The following is a 19647-nucleotide window of genomic DNA, read 5'->3' on the forward strand; positions in this document are numbered from 1 at the left end:
CAATTAATCCTAGAATTTCTGACACAGGTATTTGCTTTCCAGGAATTCCTGTAAGCCCTCTTTAGCCCCTTCTCTTCCCAGCCCGGATTGTTTCACGCCTCCGAATGGCGCAACCGGGTTTGAAATCGCCCCTTCGTTGACCCCTACCATGCCATATTCAAGTGCCATAGATACCCGATGGATCTGCGCTACATCCTGAGAATAGAAGTAAGCAGCCAGCCCTTCATTGACGCTGTTTGCCTGACGCACCACTGAGCGCTCATCCGAGAACGCTATGATGCTGACAACCGGTGCAAAAATTTCCTGATGGTAAATATCCATCGCTTCAGTGATCCCCAGTAGCACAGTTGGCGCCATAAAATGGCCAACACAAGGTGTCCCCCGATAGACCTGCTTAGCACCTCGAGCAAGCGCATCTTCAACCAATTGCTGTGCTTTGTCTTTGGCCTTGCGGTTGATCAACGGGCCAATATCAGTGCCCGATGCTAAACCGTCACCAACAACCAACTGAGCGACTTCATCAATCAATGCCGCTATAAACGCATCGTGGACATCACGATGGACAAACACTCGGTTGGCCGCCACGCAGGTCTGCCCGCCATTTCTGAATTTAGCCACCATCAAACCAGCCACAGCTTCTCGCACGTCGGCACTGGAAAAGACAATGAAGGGGGCATTCCCACCCAGCTCCATTGAAGTGCGCTTAACCGTATCCGCACTGAGTGCAAGAAGCTTTTTACCTACCGCAGTCGACCCTGTGAAAGTCAGTTTTCGCACCACCGGGCTTGCCAGCAAAGGGGCAACCAGCGCCTTGGCATCATCGGTCACGAGCACCTGAAACGCCGCGCTTTCAAATCCGGCCTCTAGCGCCAGTTTTGCCAGTGCAATCGCACTCAACGGAGTTTCTTCAGAAGGTTTTAGAATAAACGGACAACCCGCAGCATAAGCCGGAGCCACCTTGCGCGTGATCATGGCCAGAGGGAAGTTCCAGGGTGTGATCCCCAGTACCACACCAACTGGCTGTTTTATGGTCATGAGCTGGTGAACAGGGCTATTTGATGGGATCACTTCACCATAGGCGCGCCGAGCTTCCTCAGCAAACCACTGAACAAACCCTGCGGCATATCTGACTTCTGCGACAGCCTCTTTGAGCGGCTTGCCCTGCTCTTTGCACATCAGCTCTGCAAGCGCAGCTTCATTGCCCAGAATAAGCTGATACCAGCGTTCCAGTACCGCAGCACGCCGCTGTGACGTGCGCCGCTTGAGGATGTCAAAACAGGCCTGCGCCGCCTTCAAAGCTTGTTCGGTCGCGGTATGATCTGCCATTGAGACCGTGGCGATGGGCAACTCATTGGCAGGATTAATCACCGTTAACTGTTGCTTCGACTGCCAGGGGTTACCATTAACCCAACTATGCGCTTGTTCAGTGTGATGCGTCATACCTGCGCTCCTTACATAACTGAACAGGGCCGCATTATGCGGCCCTGTGATAACAACGATTAGTGTTCTTCGTTGACGATATTGAGGTTGTATTTGGGTATTTCCACAACCAGATCTTCGTCGGCAATCACGGCCTGACAGCCCAGTCGGGATTCCGCTTCCAGGCCCCAGGCCTTATCCAGCATGTCATCTTCCAGTTCATCGCTTTCTTCAAGCGAATCAAACCCTTCACGAATTACCACGTGGCAAGTTGTACAAGCACATGATTTTTCACAGGCATGAGGAATACTGATGCCATTTTTAAGTGCCACATCCAGTACCGTTTTGCCAGATTCAGCCTCGATGGCTGCGCCTTCCGGACAAAGTTCTTCGTGGGGTAAAAAGATAATCTGTGGCATATTACACCTCGTCTACCGACTGACCTTGCAGTGCGTGTTTAATTGATACATCCATACGGCGTGATGCAAACTCACTGCTTGCCTCATCCACCTGTTCGATTGCCGCTTTGATCGCTTGAGGATCGGTGGCAGTTAGTCGTGCGTTATCGAGCTCAGCCATCGCATCGCGTAATGCGCTCAGCTCTTGCTCATTGAGTAGGCCACTGTCGGTCGCCAGCGACGCTTCCAGGGCTTCTAGTACGCGCAATGCTTCAACCTGCTGCTCTTTAAGCATACGCGCCTGCATGTCTTCTTTGGCATTACTCATCGAGTCTTTCAGCATTTGGGCAACCTGGTCATCACTCAGGCCAAACGATGGCTTGACCTGGATCTCAGCCTGTACTTCTGTTGATTTTTCCATGGCTGAAACGCTTAGCAGGCCATCCGCATCCACTTTAAATGTGACACGAATATGAGCCGCACCCGCAGCCATAGGGGGAATACCTTTAAGGCTGAACTTAGCCAAAGAGCGACAGTCATCAACCAGCTCACGCTCACCCTGCAACACATGCAAAGACATGGCTGTCTGACCATCCTTAAATGTCGTAAACTCCTGTGCGCGAGCAACCGGGATAGTAGTATTGCGCGGAATGATCTTCTCAACCAGGCCACCCATGGTCTCAAGGCCTAATGACAATGGTAAAACGTCCAGCAATAGCATATCTGAATCAGGTTTATTCCCCACCAGAATATCCGCCTGGATTGCCGCACCTAAGGCCACCACTCGATCCGGGTCAATGGACGTCAATGGCGGCTTAGTAAAGAAGGCTTCAACGGCATCGCGGATCACCGGCATACGGGTTGAACCGCCGACCATCACCACTTCCAGTACTTCCTCTTTTTCAACGCCGGCGTCTTTCAATGCTCGACGACATGAACGCAACGTCTTCTTAACCAGAGCATCAGCCAATTCGGCAAACTGATCACGAGTAATGGTTACGGTAAATTCCTGATCACGAACAGGGAGCTTCACATTCACCGTTTCATAGCTGGTCAGTGCTTCTTTGCAGGCCTTCGCTTTGTTCATAAACAAACGCAGTTCTTTAGCAGACAGGTTTGTTAGCCCGGTTTGCTGTTGAAAAACAGTGACCAAAAGCGCATCAAAATCATCGCCGCCGAGGCTTGAATCACCGCCCGTTGCCAGCACTTCAAAGACCCCTTTGTTCAGGCGCAGAATGGAAATATCAAAGGTACCACCACCTAAATCATAAACCGCAATGATCCCTTCCTGGCCTGAGTCCAGACCATACGCCACTGCCGCAGCCGTAGGCTCATTAAGCAAACGCAGTACTTTCAGACCTGCAATTTCTGCAGCATCTTTGGTACTTTGACGCTGCGCATCATCGAAGTAGGCAGGCACAGTGATCACGGCACCCATCACATCTTCCCCAGCGAAACTCTCAACGGCGCGCTGATGAAGGGATTTTAGTATCTCGGCCGATGCCTGCACCGGACTGATTGGCCCTGCACTGGTCTGAACCGCCAGGCTGCCCTGATGCTCAACAAAGGTGTAAGGCAGCTGACCATAACTGCTGGTAATGTCTTGCACCGTTTTACCTAGAAAACGTTTCACTGAGATCAGGGTGTTTTCCGGGTCCAGAGCAGCTTCCTGCTGTGCCGTCTGGCCGACGCTGATCTGCTCACCATGGTAACGAACGACCGATGGCAACATCGCATCGCCATTGAGGTCACTAAGGGTTCTGGCCTCGCCACTTTGAACCGTAGCAACCAAAGAATTCGTGGTGCCCAGGTCGATCCCGATGGCCAATTTATGTTCATGAGGTGCCGCGCTCTGCCCCGGCTCAGCAATTTGCAATAATGCCATAATGCTCTTTCACTTTGGTGAAGCTGGTTGTCGCTGTACTACGCAGCAACAACGCATGAATCAGTCGAATAGGCTGTCTTCTATCCGAGATAGCTCGTCTTTCAACTTATAAACAAACTTGAGTTTGCGAATATGATCCGCCGCGCGCTGCAAGGCCGCTTCGTCTTGACTAACCAACAGCTCACCCAGACCAGCACTGTATTGCTGCTCCAATTGTCGGGCTTGCGCTTCAAAGGACTCGATTTCTGCTTCTGGGTCGGTACTGTGTGCAATATCTTCCAGCGCCTCGCGCAGCTCCATCTGCTGCATCAAAAACGCCGGATCTTGCAAGGTTTGTTGCTCAGCACGGATATCGACACCACGCTCGCTCAACATGTATTCAGCGCGCTTTACTGGGTGTTTCAGTACCGCCAGAGCATCATTGATCTCAGCCGTTTTTTGCACCGCCAACAGTTTTTCTCGTTCACCTTGGTGGGCAAACTTATCGGGGTGAACGGCACGTTGCAGATCTAAATAACGCTGGTTTAAAGCTGCCAGGTCAACCTGATAGCTGACCGGTAAATCGAATAAGTCAAAATATCGCATACGCATCCAATACAGCAAAGCCCTACCAAGGCAGGGCTTTAGAGTTGTTAGTCACAAAAGAGATTATACGGTGAAACTTTCGCCGCAGCCACACTCGTCCTTTTGATTCGGGTTAATGAACTTAAACCCTTCGTTCAAACCTTCTTTCGTGTAGTCCAGCTCAGTGCCGTCGATATAAACCAGACTCTTAGCATCGACGATGATTTTGACGCCCCTTTCTTCAAAAACTTCATCGCCTTCGTCCAGTTCATCCACAAACTCAAGTACATAGGCAAGACCTGAACAGCCGGTCGTTTTAATGCCTACTCTCAGCCCAATGCCTTTACCACGGTTGGCTAAAAAAGTCTGTACTCGGCCTGCTGCCGACTCTGTCAGTGTCACTGCCATAGTTATCTCTTACTTCGCCTGTTTACTCTTGTAGTCTGCAATTGCAGCCTGAATTGCGTCTTCTGCCAGAATTGAGCAGTGGATTTTCACTGGCGGTAATTCTAGTTCAGCACTGATGTCGGTGTTCTTGATTTCACCTGCTTCATCAAGTGTTTTACCTTTTACCCACTCAGTAACCAGCGACGATGATGCGATAGCACTACCACAGCCGTACGTTTTGAACTTTGCATCTTCGATGATGCCTTCACCTGATACTTTGATCTGTAGCTTCATCACGTCGCCACATGCCGGCGCGCCAACCATACCCGTTGCGACACTCGGGTCATTCTTGTCTAATGAACCAACGTTACGTGGGTTTTCCACGTGATCAATCACTTTGTTACTGTACGCCATAATTCTTTCCTCACTACCTGCCTATAGTATTAACTTGCTATACACGGATTTGCTTAATGGTGTGCCCATTCAACTGCATCTAAGTCAACGCCATCTTTGAACATTTCCCACAGCGGTGACATCTCACGCAAACGACCAATCGAGTCTTTGATGAGCTTAACGGTATAATCGATTTCTTCTTCAGTGGTAAAACGACCGATGCTGAAGCGGATTGAACTGTGTGCCAGTTCATCGTTGCGGCCCAGTGCGCGCAATACGTAAGATGGCTCCAGGCTCGCTGATGTACACGCTGAGCCCGATGACACGGCAATGTCTTTAACTGCCATCAACAGTGACTCACCTTCAACAAAGTTAAAGCTCAGGTTAACAATACCTGGCACTGACTGGTCAATGGCACCATTGAAATACACTTCTTCCATATCCATCACGCCGTCCAGCAAACGCTTACGTAACGTGCTGATGTGAGCATGATCTTTTTCGAAATCTTCTTTGGCCACACGGAATGCAGAGCCCATGCCCACGATTTGGTGGGTTGCCAGTGTACCTGAACGCATACCACGCTCATGACCACCACCGTGCATTTGCGCTTCAAGGCGTGCACGCGGCTTACGACGGACATACAGTGCGCCAATCCCTTTAGGACCATATACTTTGTGGCCAGAGAAAGACATAAAGTCGACTTTCAGCTGTTGCAGGTCGATCTTTACTTTACCGGCACTTTGCGCAGCATCAACATGGAACATAATTTTGCGCTCGCGACACATCTCACCGATGGTGGCGATATCCTGAATCACACCCAGCTCATTGTTAACGTGCATAACGCTGATCAGAATGGTGTCTTCGCGAATTGCGGCTTCCAGCTTTTTCAGATCCAGCAAACCGTTTTCTTCGACTTCCATATACGTGACTTCGAAGCCCTGACGCTCCAGTTCTCGACAGGTATCCAGCACAGCTTTGTGCTCGGTTTTCACGGTAATTACGTGCTTACCTTTCTTTTGGTAAAAATTAGCCGCACCTTTGATTGCCAGGTTGTTTGATTCGGTTGCCCCTGAAGTGAAAACAATTTCACGCGGATCAGCGTTGATCAAATCAGCGATATCATTACGCGCCTGGTCAATCAGCTCTTCTGCCTGCCACCCAAAACGGTGCGAACGTGAGGCTGGATTACCAAAATTACCATCCATAGTCAGGCACTGCATCATCTCGTCTGCAACACGCTGATCAACCGGAGTGGTCGCTGCATAATCTAAATATATCGGTAATTTCATTTCTTTCTCCGCTAGACGCCAGTTTACAGCTGGCAACTCACTTGAATATTCTCTAATTGCTTCATTGCACTGTTAACCCCATTATCCTGACGCGTTGCAACAGACTGCACGTCGGAATTAGCGACTAACTCGGCGAGGGAAATACTGTTTAAAAACTCTTCAATACGCATACTTAAGTCTGACCACAATGTATGAGTAAGACAGCGCATACCACTTTGGCAACCGCCACCTTCACCATGACATCGAGTCGCATCTACGGATTCATCGACCGCGGCGATCACATCGCCAACGGAAATAGTATGCGCGTCGCGGCCCAGCAAATAGCCGCCACCCGGTCCACGAACAGAGCTTACTAAGCCATGTTTACGCAAACGGGCAAATAATTGTTCCAGGTATGACAGAGATATTTCCTGACGTTCGGAAATATCCGCCAGAGGCACGGGCCCAATATTTGCGTGTAGTGCGACGTCCAGCATCGCTGTCACTGCATATCTGCCTTTTGAAGTCAGTTTCATGCGTGCCCCCAGAAAAGTTATCAAGGCGCAAATTGTAATTACCTGACTAAGATAGTCAAGTATTAACCAACAACCAATCGCCCTGTGCTATGCGGATAACACGTAGGTAGGTACTTACCCAGCGTGTTCAATCTGCGCTTATCAAAATACCCGACTAATTTCCTCAGGTATTAGGGACATTGTAATTACCTGAGTATTTTAGTCAAGTATTTACGCATGAGATTATTGCAGCGCTTTGGCATATCTCATGCCAAAACGCTAACCCCATCATTTTATTGATTTATTTATTGAGCTTAAAATACCGCGCAGGATATTGAGCTCCTGATCTTCCGGACGAGCACGGTTAAACAGGCGCTTTAGCTTGGTCATGACCATGCCCGGGTGCTGCTTAATGATAAAACCAGTGTCATTCAGAGTAGACTCAAGGTGCTCATAGAACAGTTCCATTTGCTGAGAAGTAGGGTACTGCACGTCGTCCAGCTCAACAGGTTGTTCCTGACGATCCAGATAAGTCATACGGGTTTCATAGGCCAGCGTTTGCACCGCCATAGCCAGGTTCAGTGAGCTGTACTCCGGGTTTGCCGGAATACACACGTGGTAATTACACAATTGCAGCTCTTCGTTGGTAAGACCGCTATTTTCACGACCAAACACCAATGCAACCGGGGTTTGCTCAGCACCATCTACCAGCTTTTGAGCACACTCACGCGGGCCAACCATAGGCCAGGATAAAGTACGAGAACGCGCACTGGTGCCTATGGTCAAGGCACAATCTGCAATGGCGTCTTCGAGTTTCTCTACCTGAACCGCATTGCCAAGCACGTCAGTTGCACCGGCCGCCAGAGCGCTGGCATGGCTGTCTACCTCACACGCTGGATCCACCAAGTAGAGTTTCGATAACCCCATGGTTTTCATTGCGCGTGCAACCGAGCCGATATTGCCTGAATGGGAGGTATTTACCAGTACAATGCGAATGTCTTCTAATGCCATGTCTTATGCCTCAGGAAAAAATAATGGCGGAGTTTAGCACAAACGCGAATTCGCCAGATAGTAAAATCCGGACCAGACGCACCTGAATAGCAAAGGGCCTTTATAAGTGTAAGCCCCACCACACTAATCGCCTCGTCTAAACTGGCTGAATTTAAATCACTTTCTCAATCTGGTTAAAAAAAGCACATTATTTTTGGCTAAGGGTTATTTACTTTGCAGCAAAAATCGCTAGAATACGCCGGCTCGAAATTTTTAGTTCTTTTACAATTCAAAGGTAATGCTATGCATCCAATGTTAAACATTGCGGTACGCGCTGCGCGTAACGCGGGTAAGGTGATTCTACGTGCTTGTGAAAACATGTCTCAGGTTGAGACTTCACAAAAAGGTTCAAACGACTTCGTGACAAACGTAGATAAAGAAGCGGAACTGGTTATCCGCGACACAATTTTAAAAGCCTACCCGGAGCATGCAATTGTCGGTGAAGAGCTTGGCCATACAGATGGCAAGCAAGCCGATTACCTTTGGGTTATTGACCCGCTTGATGGCACCACTAACTTCATCAAGGGCATTCCACACTTTGCTATTTCTATCGCGCTGAAAGTAAAAGGCCGCGTCGAACAAGCTGTTGTATACGATCCAATCCGTGATGAGCTGTTTACAGCGTCTCGCGGTCAGGGTGCACAATTGAACAGCAAACGTATTCGCGTTACTAAGAGTACTGAACTAGCAGGCTCTGTACTGGCAACAGGCTTTCCGTTCAAACAAAAGCATCACCTGGACGCTTACACTGAAACCTTTAAAGCGCTGTTTATTCAAACCACTGATATCCGTCGCGCCGGTTCTGCAGCGTTGGACATGGCTTATGTTGCAGCGGGTCGTATCGACGGTTTCTACGAGATCGGTCTTAAGCCTTGGGACACAGCAGCGGGTGAACTACTGGTTAAAGAAGCCGGTGGCATGCTGATGGACTTCGCTGGCGGTGCCAACTATAACAACAGTGGAAACATTGTATGTGGAGCCCCAAAGCTGTGCCAGGCTATTGTAAAAGAAATTCGCCCAGTACTGACTGAGTCACTACTCAAGTAAGCTGGACGCAAGAGTTATACCAATTTCACTTAATACCTGTTCAATTTGACGGAGCAAATATGACGCTAACTGTGTTAAAAATTTCTCATTTAGAGCAACTAAATAGCAAAATTTTTGCCTAGCTATCGAACATATTTTCTCGCCTCAAAATAGAACACTTAATTAAGCAAATTGGTATTAAAAAACCCAAACATGTGTTTGGGTTTTTTTATATCTGAATTCTCTGTTACTTAATTTCAACGCGGGCTGAGCGCATCACCACTTCATCATTCAGTTCAATGCCGATCCCCGGCGCTTCAGACACCTTAAACACGCCTTTTTCTGGCTGAGGATCCTGAAGACATAACTCACGGTTCCACTTTTTAATCGCATAAGTATGATGCTCATGGATCAGGAAGTTAGGAATAGCCGTTTCCAGATGCAATGAAGCAGCCGTTGCAACGGGTCCACCACAGACGTGCGCCTGAATGCGAATATCAAAAATATCGGCGTAATCACAGACCTTTTTGGTCTCGGTAAAACCACCACATAAACCAATATCCGGCTGCAATACATCAATACTCTGATCTTCAAAGTAAGGACGAACATCCCAGCGATTATACAAGCGCTCACCACCGGCAATCGGCACCGCCGTTTTGTTGGCGACTTTGGCATGCAGTGAGTGGTTCAGGTAATTGACTGGCTCTTCGTAATACATACAATCAAATTCTTCTGCAATTTCTGCAATTTGAATTGCAGACGTAGCACCTGGCAGACTGTGGCATTCGAAAATAATATCCACTTCATCGCCCACAGCCTCGCGGATCGCCTGCATACGTGCCCGATATAGCTTCATTTCGCTGCGCGAGATCAATTTAGTACGGTCGTAGTATGTATTCCCGTCTTTGTCGTACATGATGGGGTCGACTTTAACTGCATCATACCCTTCTGCCAGCGCTTTGTGTGCTGCCTCAGCATATTCGTGAGGCTGTACCAGTGCTTTAAATTCACTGTCCCAGTCAAACTGCAATTGCGACGCGTAAGTACGCAACTCATCATTCACTTTACCGCCCAGCAACTGATATACCGGCAGGTTCAATGCTTTACCTTTGATGTCCCACAAGGCTGTATCAATGGCACTCATGGCAGCATACACCACAGGTCCACCACCTAAGCCCCAGAAGCTCTCACGCAACATCCGAGCCCATAACATTTCGGTCTGGAATGGGTCATGACCAATTAAAAATGCTTCTGCCATTTCTTTGATCATGGCTGCTGCGGCACTGTGTCCTAGGTCGTAGGCCAGGCCCGCTTCACCAACACCAGAAATACCTTCATCGGTGTGGATGCGAACAAAAACCGGGGTCCAGGCAGGTCTGTCCGGACAGTGAATATCAAACACTTCGACGCGATTAACTTTCATTTTGACTCCTATTCGGCAAAGCCAGGATCCAGGCGGTATGCCTTTCTCAACATGGCAGGCCAGGCTAATTGGCCACCGGTGCTACCACTGTGCACCACTTTTGCCTGATTATAAATATTGTCCTGAATGGGCTGCGGTACTTCAATCGCCGAGCGACCTGTTGCCTGGATCGCAACCTGGATCTCACAGGCACGTTGCAGATCATAAAAACGCATGAAGGCATCGCCGACCGTTGGCCCCACCGTTAAACCGCCATGGTTAACCAAGAGCATGTGGTTTGTGGTGCCCAGATCATTCTGCAGCCGCGCTTTTTCGGCCTCATTCACGGCCAACCCTTCATATTTGTGATAAGACAAAGAAGGCAGCGAGAACATACTGTGCTGACTGAGCGGCAACAGGCCCCCTTCCAGACTTGCAACGGCAATGGTTTCTTTGGTATGCAGATGGATCACACAATGGGCATCTTCTCGTACTTCATGAATAGCACTGTGAATAGTAAAGCCGGCCGGGTTTATTTCAAAAGGCGTGTCGTCCAGAATGGTGCCTTGCAGGTCCACTTTCACCAGATTAGAAGCGGTAACCTCATCAAAACTCAGCCCAAATGCATTCACCAGATAATGATCTGTGCCAGGTAAACGGGCTGACATGTGTGTGTAGATCAAGTCGCCCCAGCGAAAATGCTCAACAAGACGATAGCACGCTGCCAGATCAACACGCAGTCGCCACTCTTGCTCACTGACTTTGTCTTTAAGATTGAGTTTCGGCAATTCAAACATGGCTGTTCCTTTTGTTATAAAGCCCAATATAATTTGGATGTATAGAAGTCTAAAACACTCATCTCCGGGATGCAATGATTCAATCCGGGAGAAAGCATAATCGTCGACGTGGATCAAAAAACCACCGGCAAGCGGTGGTTTTTTTTAATGTTGCCAGCCTACTATAGTTTAGACAGGTAATCGGCAATGGCTTCCAGCTCTGCGTCAGACACATTCGCAGTCATGGCTTTCATGGCTGCTGACATGCCATTGCTACGCGCGCCAGATTTGATGTCTTTCATCTGAGCCAGCAAATATTCTTTATTCTGACCGGCCAGTTTAGGATATAAAGGCATAATAGGTGCTTTACCTTCTGCGCCATGACACGTCTGACACATCTTCGCCGTGTACAAAGCCTTACCATCGGCAGCACTGGCTGTACCGGCAGAAAGGGCAGCAACGGCCAGGCCACTGGCTAACATTAATTGTTTCATCTTGCTCATATCTTTTCTCTTCTAATATAACGGATCAATTCAAGTGTAGTCTATGCCGCACTGTTATCCATACGCCAATGACGGTGAGCATATGGGTGCAGCCAGGGTACCTACCAAATCAGATCATCAGGCACTTCGAAGTCTGCATAAGGATCGTCTTCGTCCTTATCACTTTGGCCATCTTCCACATGGAAGACGATGTACTTTTCATCGACTTCGGCAATCTTACGAGCCGGTTCATCCTGTAACACGTAGAACTGGCCTTCAAGTACGCAAATCGCCAGTCGGCCTTTCGCCAAGGCTTGCTGCGTCTGGGCATTCACGTCCAACTCTTTAACTTTGCCTTCAAAGGTAAAGTTAAAGGTCACGTTGCCACGAATTTCTTCCTGATTATGGTGTTCCAGAATTTGCTTAACCCGGGCTACCTGTTCACGCTCTTTTAGCTCAGCCTGCTTAGCCTTATTCAGCTCTTCGGCTTTTTGCTGTTGTGCCTGTTTGGTTTGCTCAATGTGTTTTTGCAGATCACTGACGTCGCTGGTTGCACCTTTCTTCTTCTTTTTCTTCTGAGATTTGCGCTTTTCACTCTTCGCAATTTTCGCTTTGTGCTCGGTGGTCAGGCCCGCTTTCAAAAGTTGATCTTGTAGAGATCCCATAATGCCACTCCATAAATCTAGACTGACGCTATTTTAACGCAGTAGACGAATTTGACCACTGCTGCTGGCCGATACGGAAGAAAAATTTTATTAGCCAAAAATCTAACAGAGTCTGAACTAAAAAATATGATTTACCGCAAGTTTTCTCTAATTGGCTTCGCAATTCCGTTATCTGACAGGCATAATTTGAGCGCTATTTGGTCATTGTGGATGCGTTATGTCTCTGCCGCACTTGTTGTTGTGCTCCGTCGCCATTTTTTGCGTTTTGTACGCACCCCAGCCGTTATTGTCGGTGTTTGCACACCAGTATCAGATAACACCAGCAAAATCTGGCATGCTTATGTCAGTGACTATGCTGCCGCTGGCGATTGCCCCCATTTGCTACGGGTTATTATTTACGAAACGTAATCCACTGAAGATCATCAAAGTCGTGATGTTGCTGCTGGCACTGTGTTGCGTTGGGTTTGCGCTAAACGGACACTTTCAGTGGATGCTTGCAATACGCTTTGCTGAAGGGTTGCTACTCCCGGCTGCGCTGACCGCCATGACGGGATACCTGGGACGCACCTATCAACACAGCCAGCTCAAACGTACGATGAGCTGGTACATTGGTAGCACCATAGTTGGTGGCTATCTGGGTCGTACACTGGCTGCCAACTTTGCCGTGTGGTTCAACTGGCAAAGTTTTTATCTGCTCAATGCTGTGATGCTTATTTTGCTGGCATGGTGGATCAAGCCAGCGCGTGCTCAGGCGGTGAGTAGTCAGGCGAATCATCCATTGGCTTATCTCAAGCCCTTGAAGCAGGTAAACCTGTTGAGCCTCTATGGCGCGGTATTTTGCATGTTTTTTTGCTTTGCGGCGCTGCTTAACTACCTGCCTTTCATTCTCAGCAATGACTATCAGGTAAGCGACCCTAGCCTGATTGGGTGGGTTTATACCGGGTATCTGATCGGCGCGTGTTTGTCTTTGTCGACCCCACTGCTTAGTAAGTTATCGACCTGTATGTGGCAAATCCTCAGTGGCCTGTTTGCTTTGTACTGCCTGGCCATTTTGGGCATGCTGTGGCATCACTTTTGGCTGTTTCTAGTGCTGTTTACTGTGTTTTGCGCCTGCATGTTTATGATCCATGCCAGTGCAGCCCCCCTGGCCAATCAACTCAGTAAAGCCGAAGCCACAGTAACCAATGGCGCCTACGTGTCTTTTTACTATTGTGGCGGCGCGCTGGGCTCTTATCTGCCAGGCATCATTTACCAGCGCTGGGGATTGGTTTATTTTCTGCTTACGTTGCTGTTTGTGTGTAGCGGCGGTTTACTGCTGGTGTGGCGAAATTACTGCCAAACAGAGCCAGATAAAGCGAGCCTGACACACAAATCGACGTAGCCAGAGTCATACTGTCATAACCCGCTCTGGCACAGTCAGCCACACAGGTTGATGACCAGTATGCTGCCAGAAACGCGTTAAATCAGCTAAAGACAGCACCCAGGTCTTGTCATTTTCGAAAGGATGACATTGCCACAGCACTGCATCACTCAGCGCCTCATCCAACCATAACTGGACGTGCTGCTCTGGGTCATTGGCAACCGCCAGCGCAGAAACGCAGCCTGGTTTTATCCCTAAATACTGCTGCAGCCGACTATCAGAAGCAAACCCGAGCCGGGACAAACCTTGTTGTTTGGACAATGCTTTGAGGTCAATTTGTTTATTTGCAATGGTGACCAACAAAATATGTTGTCGGCCATAATTGTCGCGTAAAAATAGGTTTTTCAGTCGTGTGCCGGTGCGTTCAAGTGTCAACTTGTCAGCATCCTGACAGGTTGCCAGAGGGGGGTGCTGATAAGCCTGGTAAATGATGTCCAGCTTATTAAGCAACGCCGCCAATTGCGAGACTGTCAGCGTACTCATTGACAAATACCACGTAACTGCACACTGCGGTCGCGCCAAAACACCTGCTCTATCTTGTAGCCGGACTCACAGTAACGGGCATCACTGAGTGCTTTTTTAAGCCTGACAACCGCTTCGTCTTCCAGTTTGAGTTTCATCTCAGACGAGTCCTCGACTCTTTGCTGATCCGCGAAGCGCTTTAAATCACGTCGGGATACCGGCTTACTGGTATCCAAATTCATTTGCGGGGTGGCTTTAACAGTGACGACAAACGCAAACTCGTCCTGACCTTTCGCATTAACGCGTTGATGTAGTTGTTGACTTTCGACTTCCAGAAGTGGCCCCTCTGGTTTACTGCTACAAGCACTGAGCAGCAGTACGGTGCCAAGCAGTAGACTCGCACGTATCATAAATTTCTCTGTATTTTTTGCCCAGTGTATCAAAGCAACGCGGTTATTTGGCAAGTTTTTTATGACCAAGACTTGACGCTGAGTAGCGAAATGTTTTAAATTCTCACCGTCAAATCGACACCGGAAGTGGGGCTATAGCTCAGCTGGGAGAGCGCCTGCCTTGCACGCAGGAGGTCAGCAGTTCGATCCTGCTTAGCTCCACCACTTTCCGCCTTTCTTTTATGTCTTTCTTTATCTTTAATCTGTTTGTTATCAGCGCATTAAACTATGTACTGGGTCATCCTTGTACCCATAGAAATCAACTTCTGATCTGGCCGTCACCATTCACCAGGTATTTTTCAGTCGTCAGCGATTCCAGCCCCATCGGACCGTAAGCATGCAATTTGGTTGTTGCGATACCAATTTCTGCGCCCAGTCCAAGCTGACCACCATCACTGAACCGTGATGAAGCATTCACCATGACCACCGAAGCATCAACGCTGCGCTGAAACAAGTCCGCAGTTTGCATATCCTGCGTACAGATCACTTCGGTGTGATGACTACCAAAGCGATCAATGTGTGACACAGCCGCCCTGAAATCAGCCACTTGCTTAATGGCAATCTCCAGGCTCAGATACTCTTCACCAAACTCATCATCCGCTAGCACTGTGGCATTGTCGAAGTAGCCGGCACTCGCCTGATCGGCATTGATCTTAACACCGCGCTGCTGCAAAGCCTCTGCGGCTTGTGGTAAAAACTGCTCAGCAATGTCCTGATGAACAATCAGCCCTTCAAGTGCGTTACACACGCCTGTGCGCTGGGTTTTACCATTTAGTAGCAACTGTAGTGCCTTATCAAGATCTGCATCCTTATCAACATACAGGTGGCATACCCCTTTAAAGTGCTGGATCACCGGCACGGTACTGTTTTGGGTCACAAACTGGATCAGACCTTCACCACCGCGTGGGATTATCAGGTCAATATAGTCCTTTTGCTGCATCAGCTCCATCATCAGGCTGCGGTCCGGATCAGGTATCACGCTAATCAACGCCTTAGGCAGATCATGGGCTTCCAGTACTGTATGTAGTACAGAAGCAATGGCAAGCGAGCTTTGCAGTGCCTCTTTGCCGCCGCGCAGGATCACCCCATTGCCCGATTTAAAGCACAAAGCGCCGGCATCTGCTGTCACATTTGGGCGAGCTTCATAAATCATACAGACGACACCCAAAGGCACCCGCATTTTCCGGATCTCAATGCCATTGGGTCGTGAGCCTAAATCACGCACTGTACCAACCGGATCAGGTAACTCAATAATGGTTTCAATTCCCTGTGCCATATCTTCAATGCGCTCTGGCGTGAGTGTCAGGCGATCAACCATGGCAGCTGGCAACTGATTATCACGTGCCGCCGCCAGATCCTGTTGGTTAGCATCAATGATTGCATCCATATTGGCTCTGAGCGCGCCCGCCATACCATGCAATACCGAGTCTTTTTGGGTGCTGGATAATAGCGCCAGAGTTTTCGCTGCCTGTGCGGCATTATGTGCAATGTCTGTAATTAAGCTCATGAATTTCTTTCCTCAAATACGGCAATATCATTTTGTGAGATAACAGGTCCGATACTATTCTGAACCTGTTCGGTCACTATGTCTTTATCCTGCTGGGCAATAAAATTAAGCAAACAACTGCTGTAATTACAGTTTGCTTTTGCCAGCTTCTGACCATCTTCGCTCCTGACCAGTACGGTCTCGCCCGCTGAAAAGTCACCATTGACGGCAACGATGTCATCACAGCTCAGTGCATCAAACTGGCCAGCTTCAACAATCAACTCTGACGCGGTGTGTGTCATCCAGTGCAGCGCTTCATGCATGGGTGTGTCATAAGGCAGAGAACGCGTTCCCGGGTTAGCACCGTTAAGCAATTCGGTAAAGGTATCTTCGTTAAACCCGTTTACGATATAAGTCACAATACCATGAGAGGTGGCTTTTTCCGCCGCCTGTAACTTAGTTTTCATGCCTCCGGTGCCAACACTGCTGGTCGGGCCGCCCGACATTGCATAGATCTCCGGGGTGAGTTCACCCACCGTATCTAACAACCTGGCATCCGCGTTTTTATTCGGATCTTTGTCATACAAGCCATTCACATCTGAACAAATGATCAGGCAATCTGCATCTGCTGCCGCTGCAACCATGGCTGACAAATTGTCGTTATCACCAACCTTTAAATCATCCGTTGTCACCGCATCATTCTCGTTCATAATAGGCAGGATCCCTTGCTCCAGTAAAGTGAACAATGTTTCACGAATACTGTTATATCGGTCACGGTCTCGTAAATCCCCATGGGTTAGCAATAACTGGGCTGAAGGAAAGTCAAAAAAACGCTCCCAGGTCGAGAGCATTTCGGTCTGCCCCGCCGCTGCCATGACCTTTTTTACCGCCACCGACCTTTTATCTTTGTTCTTAAACAAATGCGATCCTGCGGCCACTGCGCCGGATGACACCAGCAGCACTTCTTTGCCTTTGGCACGGCACTGAACGATGAACTAAGCAATGTTCAGCAGGTAACGAGAGCGACAGCCATCCTGCTCTGGCGCAATTAACGCACTGCCGATTTTTATCACGATGCGTTGAGATGTTTCGATTGACATGTTTTTTCCGTTTTACCTTATATCCTCATGCACGCAGCACCTTGGTTGATGCTACAACACCTCTTCGTCAGCTTACGCGACCACAAAAGATAAGATAACAACGGCTTCGAAATACCCGCTCACACGAATACAGCACGCATTTCGAAACGACATACAAACAGACCCCTGACAAGCATGCACTGACTAATTCAGTACGGGCAAGCACCTGTGGCTGCGAAAACAAAGAAAGATTGATTGTGACCAAAGAGCCTTGCTCTGCTGGTCGAGCCGTTTTTTGCAGGCTCACCATGGTTTGGCGTGGCAAAAAAGGCCTGATCGCAATGAATAATTGCGCACATGAGTAGATTGATGATGGGCGCATAGCCCGCTCGAATAAACGCTTATTACCTTAACGCAGATGACTGAGGCATTGCAACCCTTGCAGATATAGGTGCTTTATGGTCGCCATAAGTGTAATTGATAGTCTATAGATATCACCATATTATGACCAAAAATCAGCGTCGTTTACTGGACGGAGACACTGTAAAAAAAGTCATGTTTGTTGCTATTTCGTGCAGAACTAACACTTTATTTGTTGTTTGACTGTGCTATAACCAAGCAAACACTATAATTACATTACCCCAACTTGTGGGAGCAGCTATGTCAGCTATTTATATTGCCGGGATTGCATTATTTTCTGTTTTAGCCCAATGGCTTGCCTGGGTTTGCCGGGTACCGGCTATTTTGTTTTTACTGCTTACGGGTCTGTTGCTTGGCCCTATATCTGGTCAGCTTCAACCGGATCAACTGTTGGGCGATTTGCTATTTCCTGTCGTCTCCCTGTCTGTTGCCATTATCTTATTTGAGGGGGCATTGACGTTACACTTTCACGAGCTCAAAGGAATAGGCAAAGTCGTCAGAAATTTATGCTCCATAGGTATGCTCACCACGTTTACCATTCTCACCGCCAGCGCTATCTGGCTGTTAGAATTGGACTGGCGAGTGGCAGCAGTACTAGGCGCTGTATTGGTCGTTACAGGCCCCACAGTGATAGCCCCCATGCTCAATGCCATGCGGCCACAAAAAAACATTGATCGGATCCTACGCTGGGAAGGGATTGTCATTGACCCCATAGGTGCACTCTTTGCTGTCTTAGTGTTTGAAGCCGTCAATCAGGTCGGTGAGGCCGCCGTATTCAGTCATACCATGTTGGCCTTATTTTCAACGCTGGGCGTAGGCACTTCTGTGGGCATTGTTGCAGGCTGGCTCACCACGACTATTATTCGTCGCGAATGGCTCCCCTATGAGCTCCATAAGTTTGGTATTCTGGCATTGGTGCTATTCAGCTTTACCCTCGCGAACCACCTGAGCCACGAATCCGGCCTACTGGCCGTGACCATTTTTGGCATCTGGCTTGCCAATCAGGACGATCTAGAAATCGATTCGGTGCTTGAGTTCAAAGAAGATTTATCCATGATCCTGATCTCCAGTCTGTTTATTCTGCTCGCTGCACGGCTGCAACTGGAAGATCTCATGCTGCTTGATAGCGACGTGTTCATCTTTCTAGCCATTGTGCTGTTTGTTGCCCGCCCCCTGAGCATCGCAGTATCCACTTTTGGTAGTGATCTGCCACTACGTTCCCGGCTGATACTTGCCTGGATCGCGCCACGCGGCATTGTTGCTGCGGCGGTCGGCTCCGTATTCGCATTGAGTATGATGCAATCAGGTTATCCCGACGCCAACAAAATGGTACCGCTGATCTTTATGGTGATCATCGTCACAGTCATCTTACAAAGCCTGACAGCGACCCCCCTGGCACGCCTGCTCAAAGTTCGACAGCCTGCGCCCAATACCTTATTACTCATAGGTGCGAATCACGTATCACGCGCCATCGCCAAAGGACTCACAGAGCAAAATGTCGATGTTTACCTGTCAGATCCTGCGTGGGAAAACTGTAAAATGGCGCGGATGGACGGACTGCCCTGTTACTATGGTAACCCGCAATCCGAGCATGCGGAGCGTTACCTGCCCCTGACCAGCCTGAAATCAGTCATGGCGCTGTCTCCCAACCGCCATCATAATGCGCTTGGTGTGCAATATTTTTCGCACCTGCTGGGCGAACAGAATGTATTTTCTCTCAAGTCCTCAACCAACCATGCTAAAGCAAACAAAGACAGTGCCACTTTCTTATCTCGTCAGTTGTTGTTCGGCGATGAAGGTAACTACGCCAAGTTAAGCAGCATGATGGCCAAGGGTGGCAAAGTCAGCGCAACCAGATTGTCAGAAGAGTTCACCTGGTCGCAATATCAGGAAGTCAACAAAGAAGCCATTCCCCTGTTTATCATTGGAGAAGCCGGCAAAAACGATGATGGTTTGCCCGTGCGCCCATTTACACCGGATATGAAAAATGCGCCAGGCAGCGGGGAGCGCGTACTGGCACTGCAACCGCCTAAGCTGTCGGTACTCAAAGATCCGGCGCAAAAAGAAGCGCCTATTGGGGAAAAACTCGGCGACTAACCCA

At 48.8% G+C, this 19647-nt stretch carries 19 protein-coding genes, 1 tRNA gene and 1 pseudogene; 4 read left to right on the plus strand and 17 right to left on the minus strand.

The features are described 5' to 3' along the window. Positions 1-9 precede the first annotated feature (9 nt). The 9 genes from AT705_RS08645 to trmJ form a co-directional block, all read right to left on the minus strand. Positions 10-1440, minus strand: a complete 1431-nt coding sequence (locus AT705_RS08645) for an NAD-dependent succinate-semialdehyde dehydrogenase (RefSeq protein WP_058796288.1) — start codon at positions 1438-1440, stop codon at positions 10-12. A 59-nt stretch (positions 1441-1499) separates the two neighbouring features. Next, complete coding sequence (gene fdx / locus AT705_RS08650) at positions 1500-1838, minus strand: ISC system 2Fe-2S type ferredoxin (RefSeq protein WP_010384025.1); 339 nt, start codon at positions 1836-1838, stop codon at positions 1500-1502. A gap of 1 nt (position 1839) precedes the next feature. Next, positions 1840-3702, minus strand: a complete 1863-nt coding sequence (gene hscA, locus AT705_RS08655) for a Fe-S protein assembly chaperone HscA (RefSeq protein WP_058796289.1) — start codon at positions 3700-3702, stop codon at positions 1840-1842. A gap of 60 nt (positions 3703-3762) precedes the next feature. Then, a complete protein-coding gene (gene hscB, locus AT705_RS08660) occupies positions 3763-4287 on the minus strand; it encodes a co-chaperone HscB (RefSeq protein WP_058797948.1) in 525 nt (174 codons plus the stop codon). A gap of 63 nt (positions 4288-4350) precedes the next feature. Further along, complete coding sequence (gene iscA, locus AT705_RS08665) at positions 4351-4674, minus strand: iron-sulfur cluster assembly protein IscA (RefSeq protein ID WP_010384020.1); 324 nt, start codon at positions 4672-4674, stop codon at positions 4351-4353. Between the two features lie 9 nt (positions 4675-4683). Then, positions 4684-5067, minus strand: a complete 384-nt coding sequence (gene iscU, locus AT705_RS08670; protein ID WP_010384017.1) for a Fe-S cluster assembly scaffold IscU — start codon at positions 5065-5067, stop codon at positions 4684-4686. Positions 5068-5120: 53 nt separating this feature from the next. Beyond that, positions 5121-6335 carry an IscS subfamily cysteine desulfurase gene (locus AT705_RS08675; RefSeq protein WP_049864543.1) on the minus strand — a complete coding sequence of 405 codons (1215 nt, stop codon included), beginning with the start codon at positions 6333-6335 and terminating at the stop codon, positions 5121-5123. A 23-nt stretch (positions 6336-6358) separates the two neighbouring features. Continuing rightward, on the minus strand, positions 6359-6850 hold the full coding sequence (gene iscR, locus AT705_RS08680) for a Fe-S cluster assembly transcriptional regulator IscR (RefSeq protein ID WP_010384014.1): 492 nt from the start codon (positions 6848-6850) through the stop codon (positions 6359-6361). A gap of 267 nt (positions 6851-7117) precedes the next feature. Further along, the gene (trmJ, locus tag AT705_RS08685; protein ID WP_058796290.1) at positions 7118-7840 is read right to left on the minus strand and encodes a tRNA (cytosine(32)/uridine(32)-2'-O)-methyltransferase TrmJ; all 723 of its coding nucleotides are present in this window, start codon (positions 7838-7840) and stop codon (positions 7118-7120) included. A gap of 282 nt (positions 7841-8122) precedes the next feature. Here trmJ and suhB point away from each other — a divergent pair, with 282 nt between their 5' ends. Continuing rightward, complete coding sequence (gene suhB, locus AT705_RS08690) at positions 8123-8926, plus strand: inositol-1-monophosphatase (RefSeq protein ID WP_010384011.1); 804 nt, start codon at positions 8123-8125, stop codon at positions 8924-8926. A 226-nt stretch (positions 8927-9152) separates the two neighbouring features. Here the strand turns inward: suhB and AT705_RS08695 are convergent, their stop codons facing one another. From AT705_RS08695 to AT705_RS08710, 4 genes are all read right to left on the minus strand, one after another. Next, positions 9153-10328 carry a mandelate racemase/muconate lactonizing enzyme family protein gene (locus AT705_RS08695; RefSeq protein WP_058796291.1) on the minus strand — a complete coding sequence of 392 codons (1176 nt, stop codon included), beginning with the start codon at positions 10326-10328 and terminating at the stop codon, positions 9153-9155. A gap of 8 nt (positions 10329-10336) precedes the next feature. Then, positions 10337-11104 (minus strand): class II aldolase/adducin family protein, encoded by a 768-nt coding sequence (locus AT705_RS08700; protein WP_058796292.1) that lies wholly within the window; start codon positions 11102-11104, stop codon positions 10337-10339. A gap of 161 nt (positions 11105-11265) precedes the next feature. Next, the gene (locus AT705_RS08705) at positions 11266-11586 is read right to left on the minus strand and encodes a c-type cytochrome (protein WP_010384005.1); all 321 of its coding nucleotides are present in this window, start codon (positions 11584-11586) and stop codon (positions 11266-11268) included. A gap of 101 nt (positions 11587-11687) precedes the next feature. Beyond that, positions 11688-12230: a DUF2058 domain-containing protein gene (locus tag AT705_RS08710; protein WP_058796293.1), complete on the minus strand. Its 543-nt coding sequence runs from the start codon at positions 12228-12230 to the stop codon at positions 11688-11690. 217 nt (positions 12231-12447) lie between these two features. Between AT705_RS08710 and AT705_RS08715 the strand changes: the two genes are divergently transcribed. After that, positions 12448-13611, plus strand: coding sequence for an MFS transporter (locus AT705_RS08715; protein ID WP_058796294.1), 1164 nt, complete (start codon positions 12448-12450; stop codon positions 13609-13611). 6 nt (positions 13612-13617) lie between these two features. On the opposite strand, the gene AT705_RS08720 is transcribed toward AT705_RS08715, so the two are convergent. Both AT705_RS08720 and AT705_RS08725 read right to left on the minus strand, forming a co-directional pair. Next, on the minus strand, positions 13618-14133 hold the full coding sequence (locus AT705_RS08720; protein ID WP_058796295.1) for a prolyl-tRNA synthetase associated domain-containing protein: 516 nt from the start codon (positions 14131-14133) through the stop codon (positions 13618-13620). After that, entirely contained in the window at positions 14130-14522 is a 393-nt protein-coding gene (locus AT705_RS08725) for a hypothetical protein (protein ID WP_058797949.1), read from the minus strand. The genes AT705_RS08720 and AT705_RS08725 overlap by 4 nt, the downstream gene beginning before the upstream one ends. Before the next feature lie 128 nt (positions 14523-14650). On the opposite strand from AT705_RS08725, the gene AT705_RS08730 reads away from it, so the two are divergent. Beyond that, positions 14651-14726 (plus strand) — tRNA-Ala (locus tag AT705_RS08730). A 94-nt stretch (positions 14727-14820) separates the two neighbouring features. Here the strand turns inward: AT705_RS08730 and AT705_RS08735 are convergent. Together AT705_RS08735 and proB are read right to left on the minus strand one after the other, a co-directional pair. Continuing rightward, a complete protein-coding gene (locus tag AT705_RS08735; protein WP_058796296.1) occupies positions 14821-16068 on the minus strand; it encodes a glutamate-5-semialdehyde dehydrogenase in 1248 nt (415 codons plus the stop codon). Continuing rightward, positions 16065-17147, minus strand: a pseudogene (proB, locus tag AT705_RS08740) (glutamate 5-kinase). Before proB ends, AT705_RS08735 begins: the two are co-directional and overlap by 4 nt. A 639-nt stretch (positions 17148-17786) precedes the next feature. Between proB and AT705_RS08745 the strand changes: the two are divergent. After that, a complete protein-coding gene (locus tag AT705_RS08745) occupies positions 17787-19643 on the plus strand; it encodes a cation:proton antiporter (RefSeq protein ID WP_058796297.1) in 1857 nt (618 codons plus the stop codon). Positions 19644-19647: the final 4 nt, after the last annotated feature.

It is taken from the genome of Pseudoalteromonas rubra (assembly GCF_001482385.1).
Taxonomy (GTDB): Bacteria; Pseudomonadota; Gammaproteobacteria; order Enterobacterales; family Alteromonadaceae; genus Pseudoalteromonas; species Pseudoalteromonas ardens.

What these genes read in the sequence shown, in the direction of transcription:
- AT705_RS08645 (WP_058796288.1), bottom strand. Translation starts at nt 1,440, where the DNA reads ATGACGCATCACACTGAACAAGCGCATAGTTGGGTTAATGGTAACCCC.
- fdx (WP_010384025.1), bottom strand. Translation starts at nt 1,838, where the DNA reads ATGCCACAGATTATCTTTTTACCCCACGAAGAACTTTGTCCGGAAGGC.
- hscA (WP_058796289.1), bottom strand. Translation starts at nt 3,702, where the DNA reads ATGGCATTATTGCAAATTGCTGAGCCGGGGCAGAGCGCGGCACCTCAT.
- hscB (WP_058797948.1), bottom strand. Translation starts at nt 4,287, where the DNA reads ATGCGATATTTTGACTTATTCGATTTACCGGTCAGCTATCAGGTTGAC.
- iscA (WP_010384020.1), bottom strand. Translation starts at nt 4,674, where the DNA reads ATGGCAGTGACACTGACAGAGTCGGCAGCAGGCCGAGTACAGACTTTT.
- iscU (WP_010384017.1), bottom strand. Translation starts at nt 5,067, where the DNA reads ATGGCGTACAGTAACAAAGTGATTGATCACGTGGAAAACCCACGTAAC.
- AT705_RS08675 (WP_049864543.1), bottom strand. Translation starts at nt 6,335, where the DNA reads ATGAAATTACCGATATATTTAGATTATGCAGCGACCACTCCGGTTGAT.
- iscR (WP_010384014.1), bottom strand. Translation starts at nt 6,850, where the DNA reads ATGAAACTGACTTCAAAAGGCAGATATGCAGTGACAGCGATGCTGGAC.
- trmJ (WP_058796290.1), bottom strand. Translation starts at nt 7,840, where the DNA reads ATGGCATTAGAAGACATTCGCATTGTACTGGTAAATACCTCCCATTCA.
- suhB (WP_010384011.1), top strand. Translation starts at nt 8,123, where the DNA reads ATGCATCCAATGTTAAACATTGCGGTACGCGCTGCGCGTAACGCGGGT.
- AT705_RS08695 (WP_058796291.1), bottom strand. Translation starts at nt 10,328, where the DNA reads ATGAAAGTTAATCGCGTCGAAGTGTTTGATATTCACTGTCCGGACAGA.
- AT705_RS08700 (WP_058796292.1), bottom strand. Translation starts at nt 11,104, where the DNA reads ATGTTTGAATTGCCGAAACTCAATCTTAAAGACAAAGTCAGTGAGCAA.
- AT705_RS08705 (WP_010384005.1), bottom strand. Translation starts at nt 11,586, where the DNA reads ATGAGCAAGATGAAACAATTAATGTTAGCCAGTGGCCTGGCCGTTGCT.
- AT705_RS08710 (WP_058796293.1), bottom strand. Translation starts at nt 12,230, where the DNA reads ATGGGATCTCTACAAGATCAACTTTTGAAAGCGGGCCTGACCACCGAG.
- AT705_RS08715 (WP_058796294.1), top strand. Translation starts at nt 12,448, where the DNA reads ATGTCTCTGCCGCACTTGTTGTTGTGCTCCGTCGCCATTTTTTGCGTT.
- AT705_RS08720 (WP_058796295.1), bottom strand. Translation starts at nt 14,133, where the DNA reads ATGAGTACGCTGACAGTCTCGCAATTGGCGGCGTTGCTTAATAAGCTG.
- AT705_RS08725 (WP_058797949.1), bottom strand. Translation starts at nt 14,522, where the DNA reads ATGATACGTGCGAGTCTACTGCTTGGCACCGTACTGCTGCTCAGTGCT.
- AT705_RS08735 (WP_058796296.1), bottom strand. Translation starts at nt 16,068, where the DNA reads ATGAGCTTAATTACAGACATTGCACATAATGCCGCACAGGCAGCGAAA.
- AT705_RS08745 (WP_058796297.1), top strand. Translation starts at nt 17,787, where the DNA reads ATGTCAGCTATTTATATTGCCGGGATTGCATTATTTTCTGTTTTAGCC.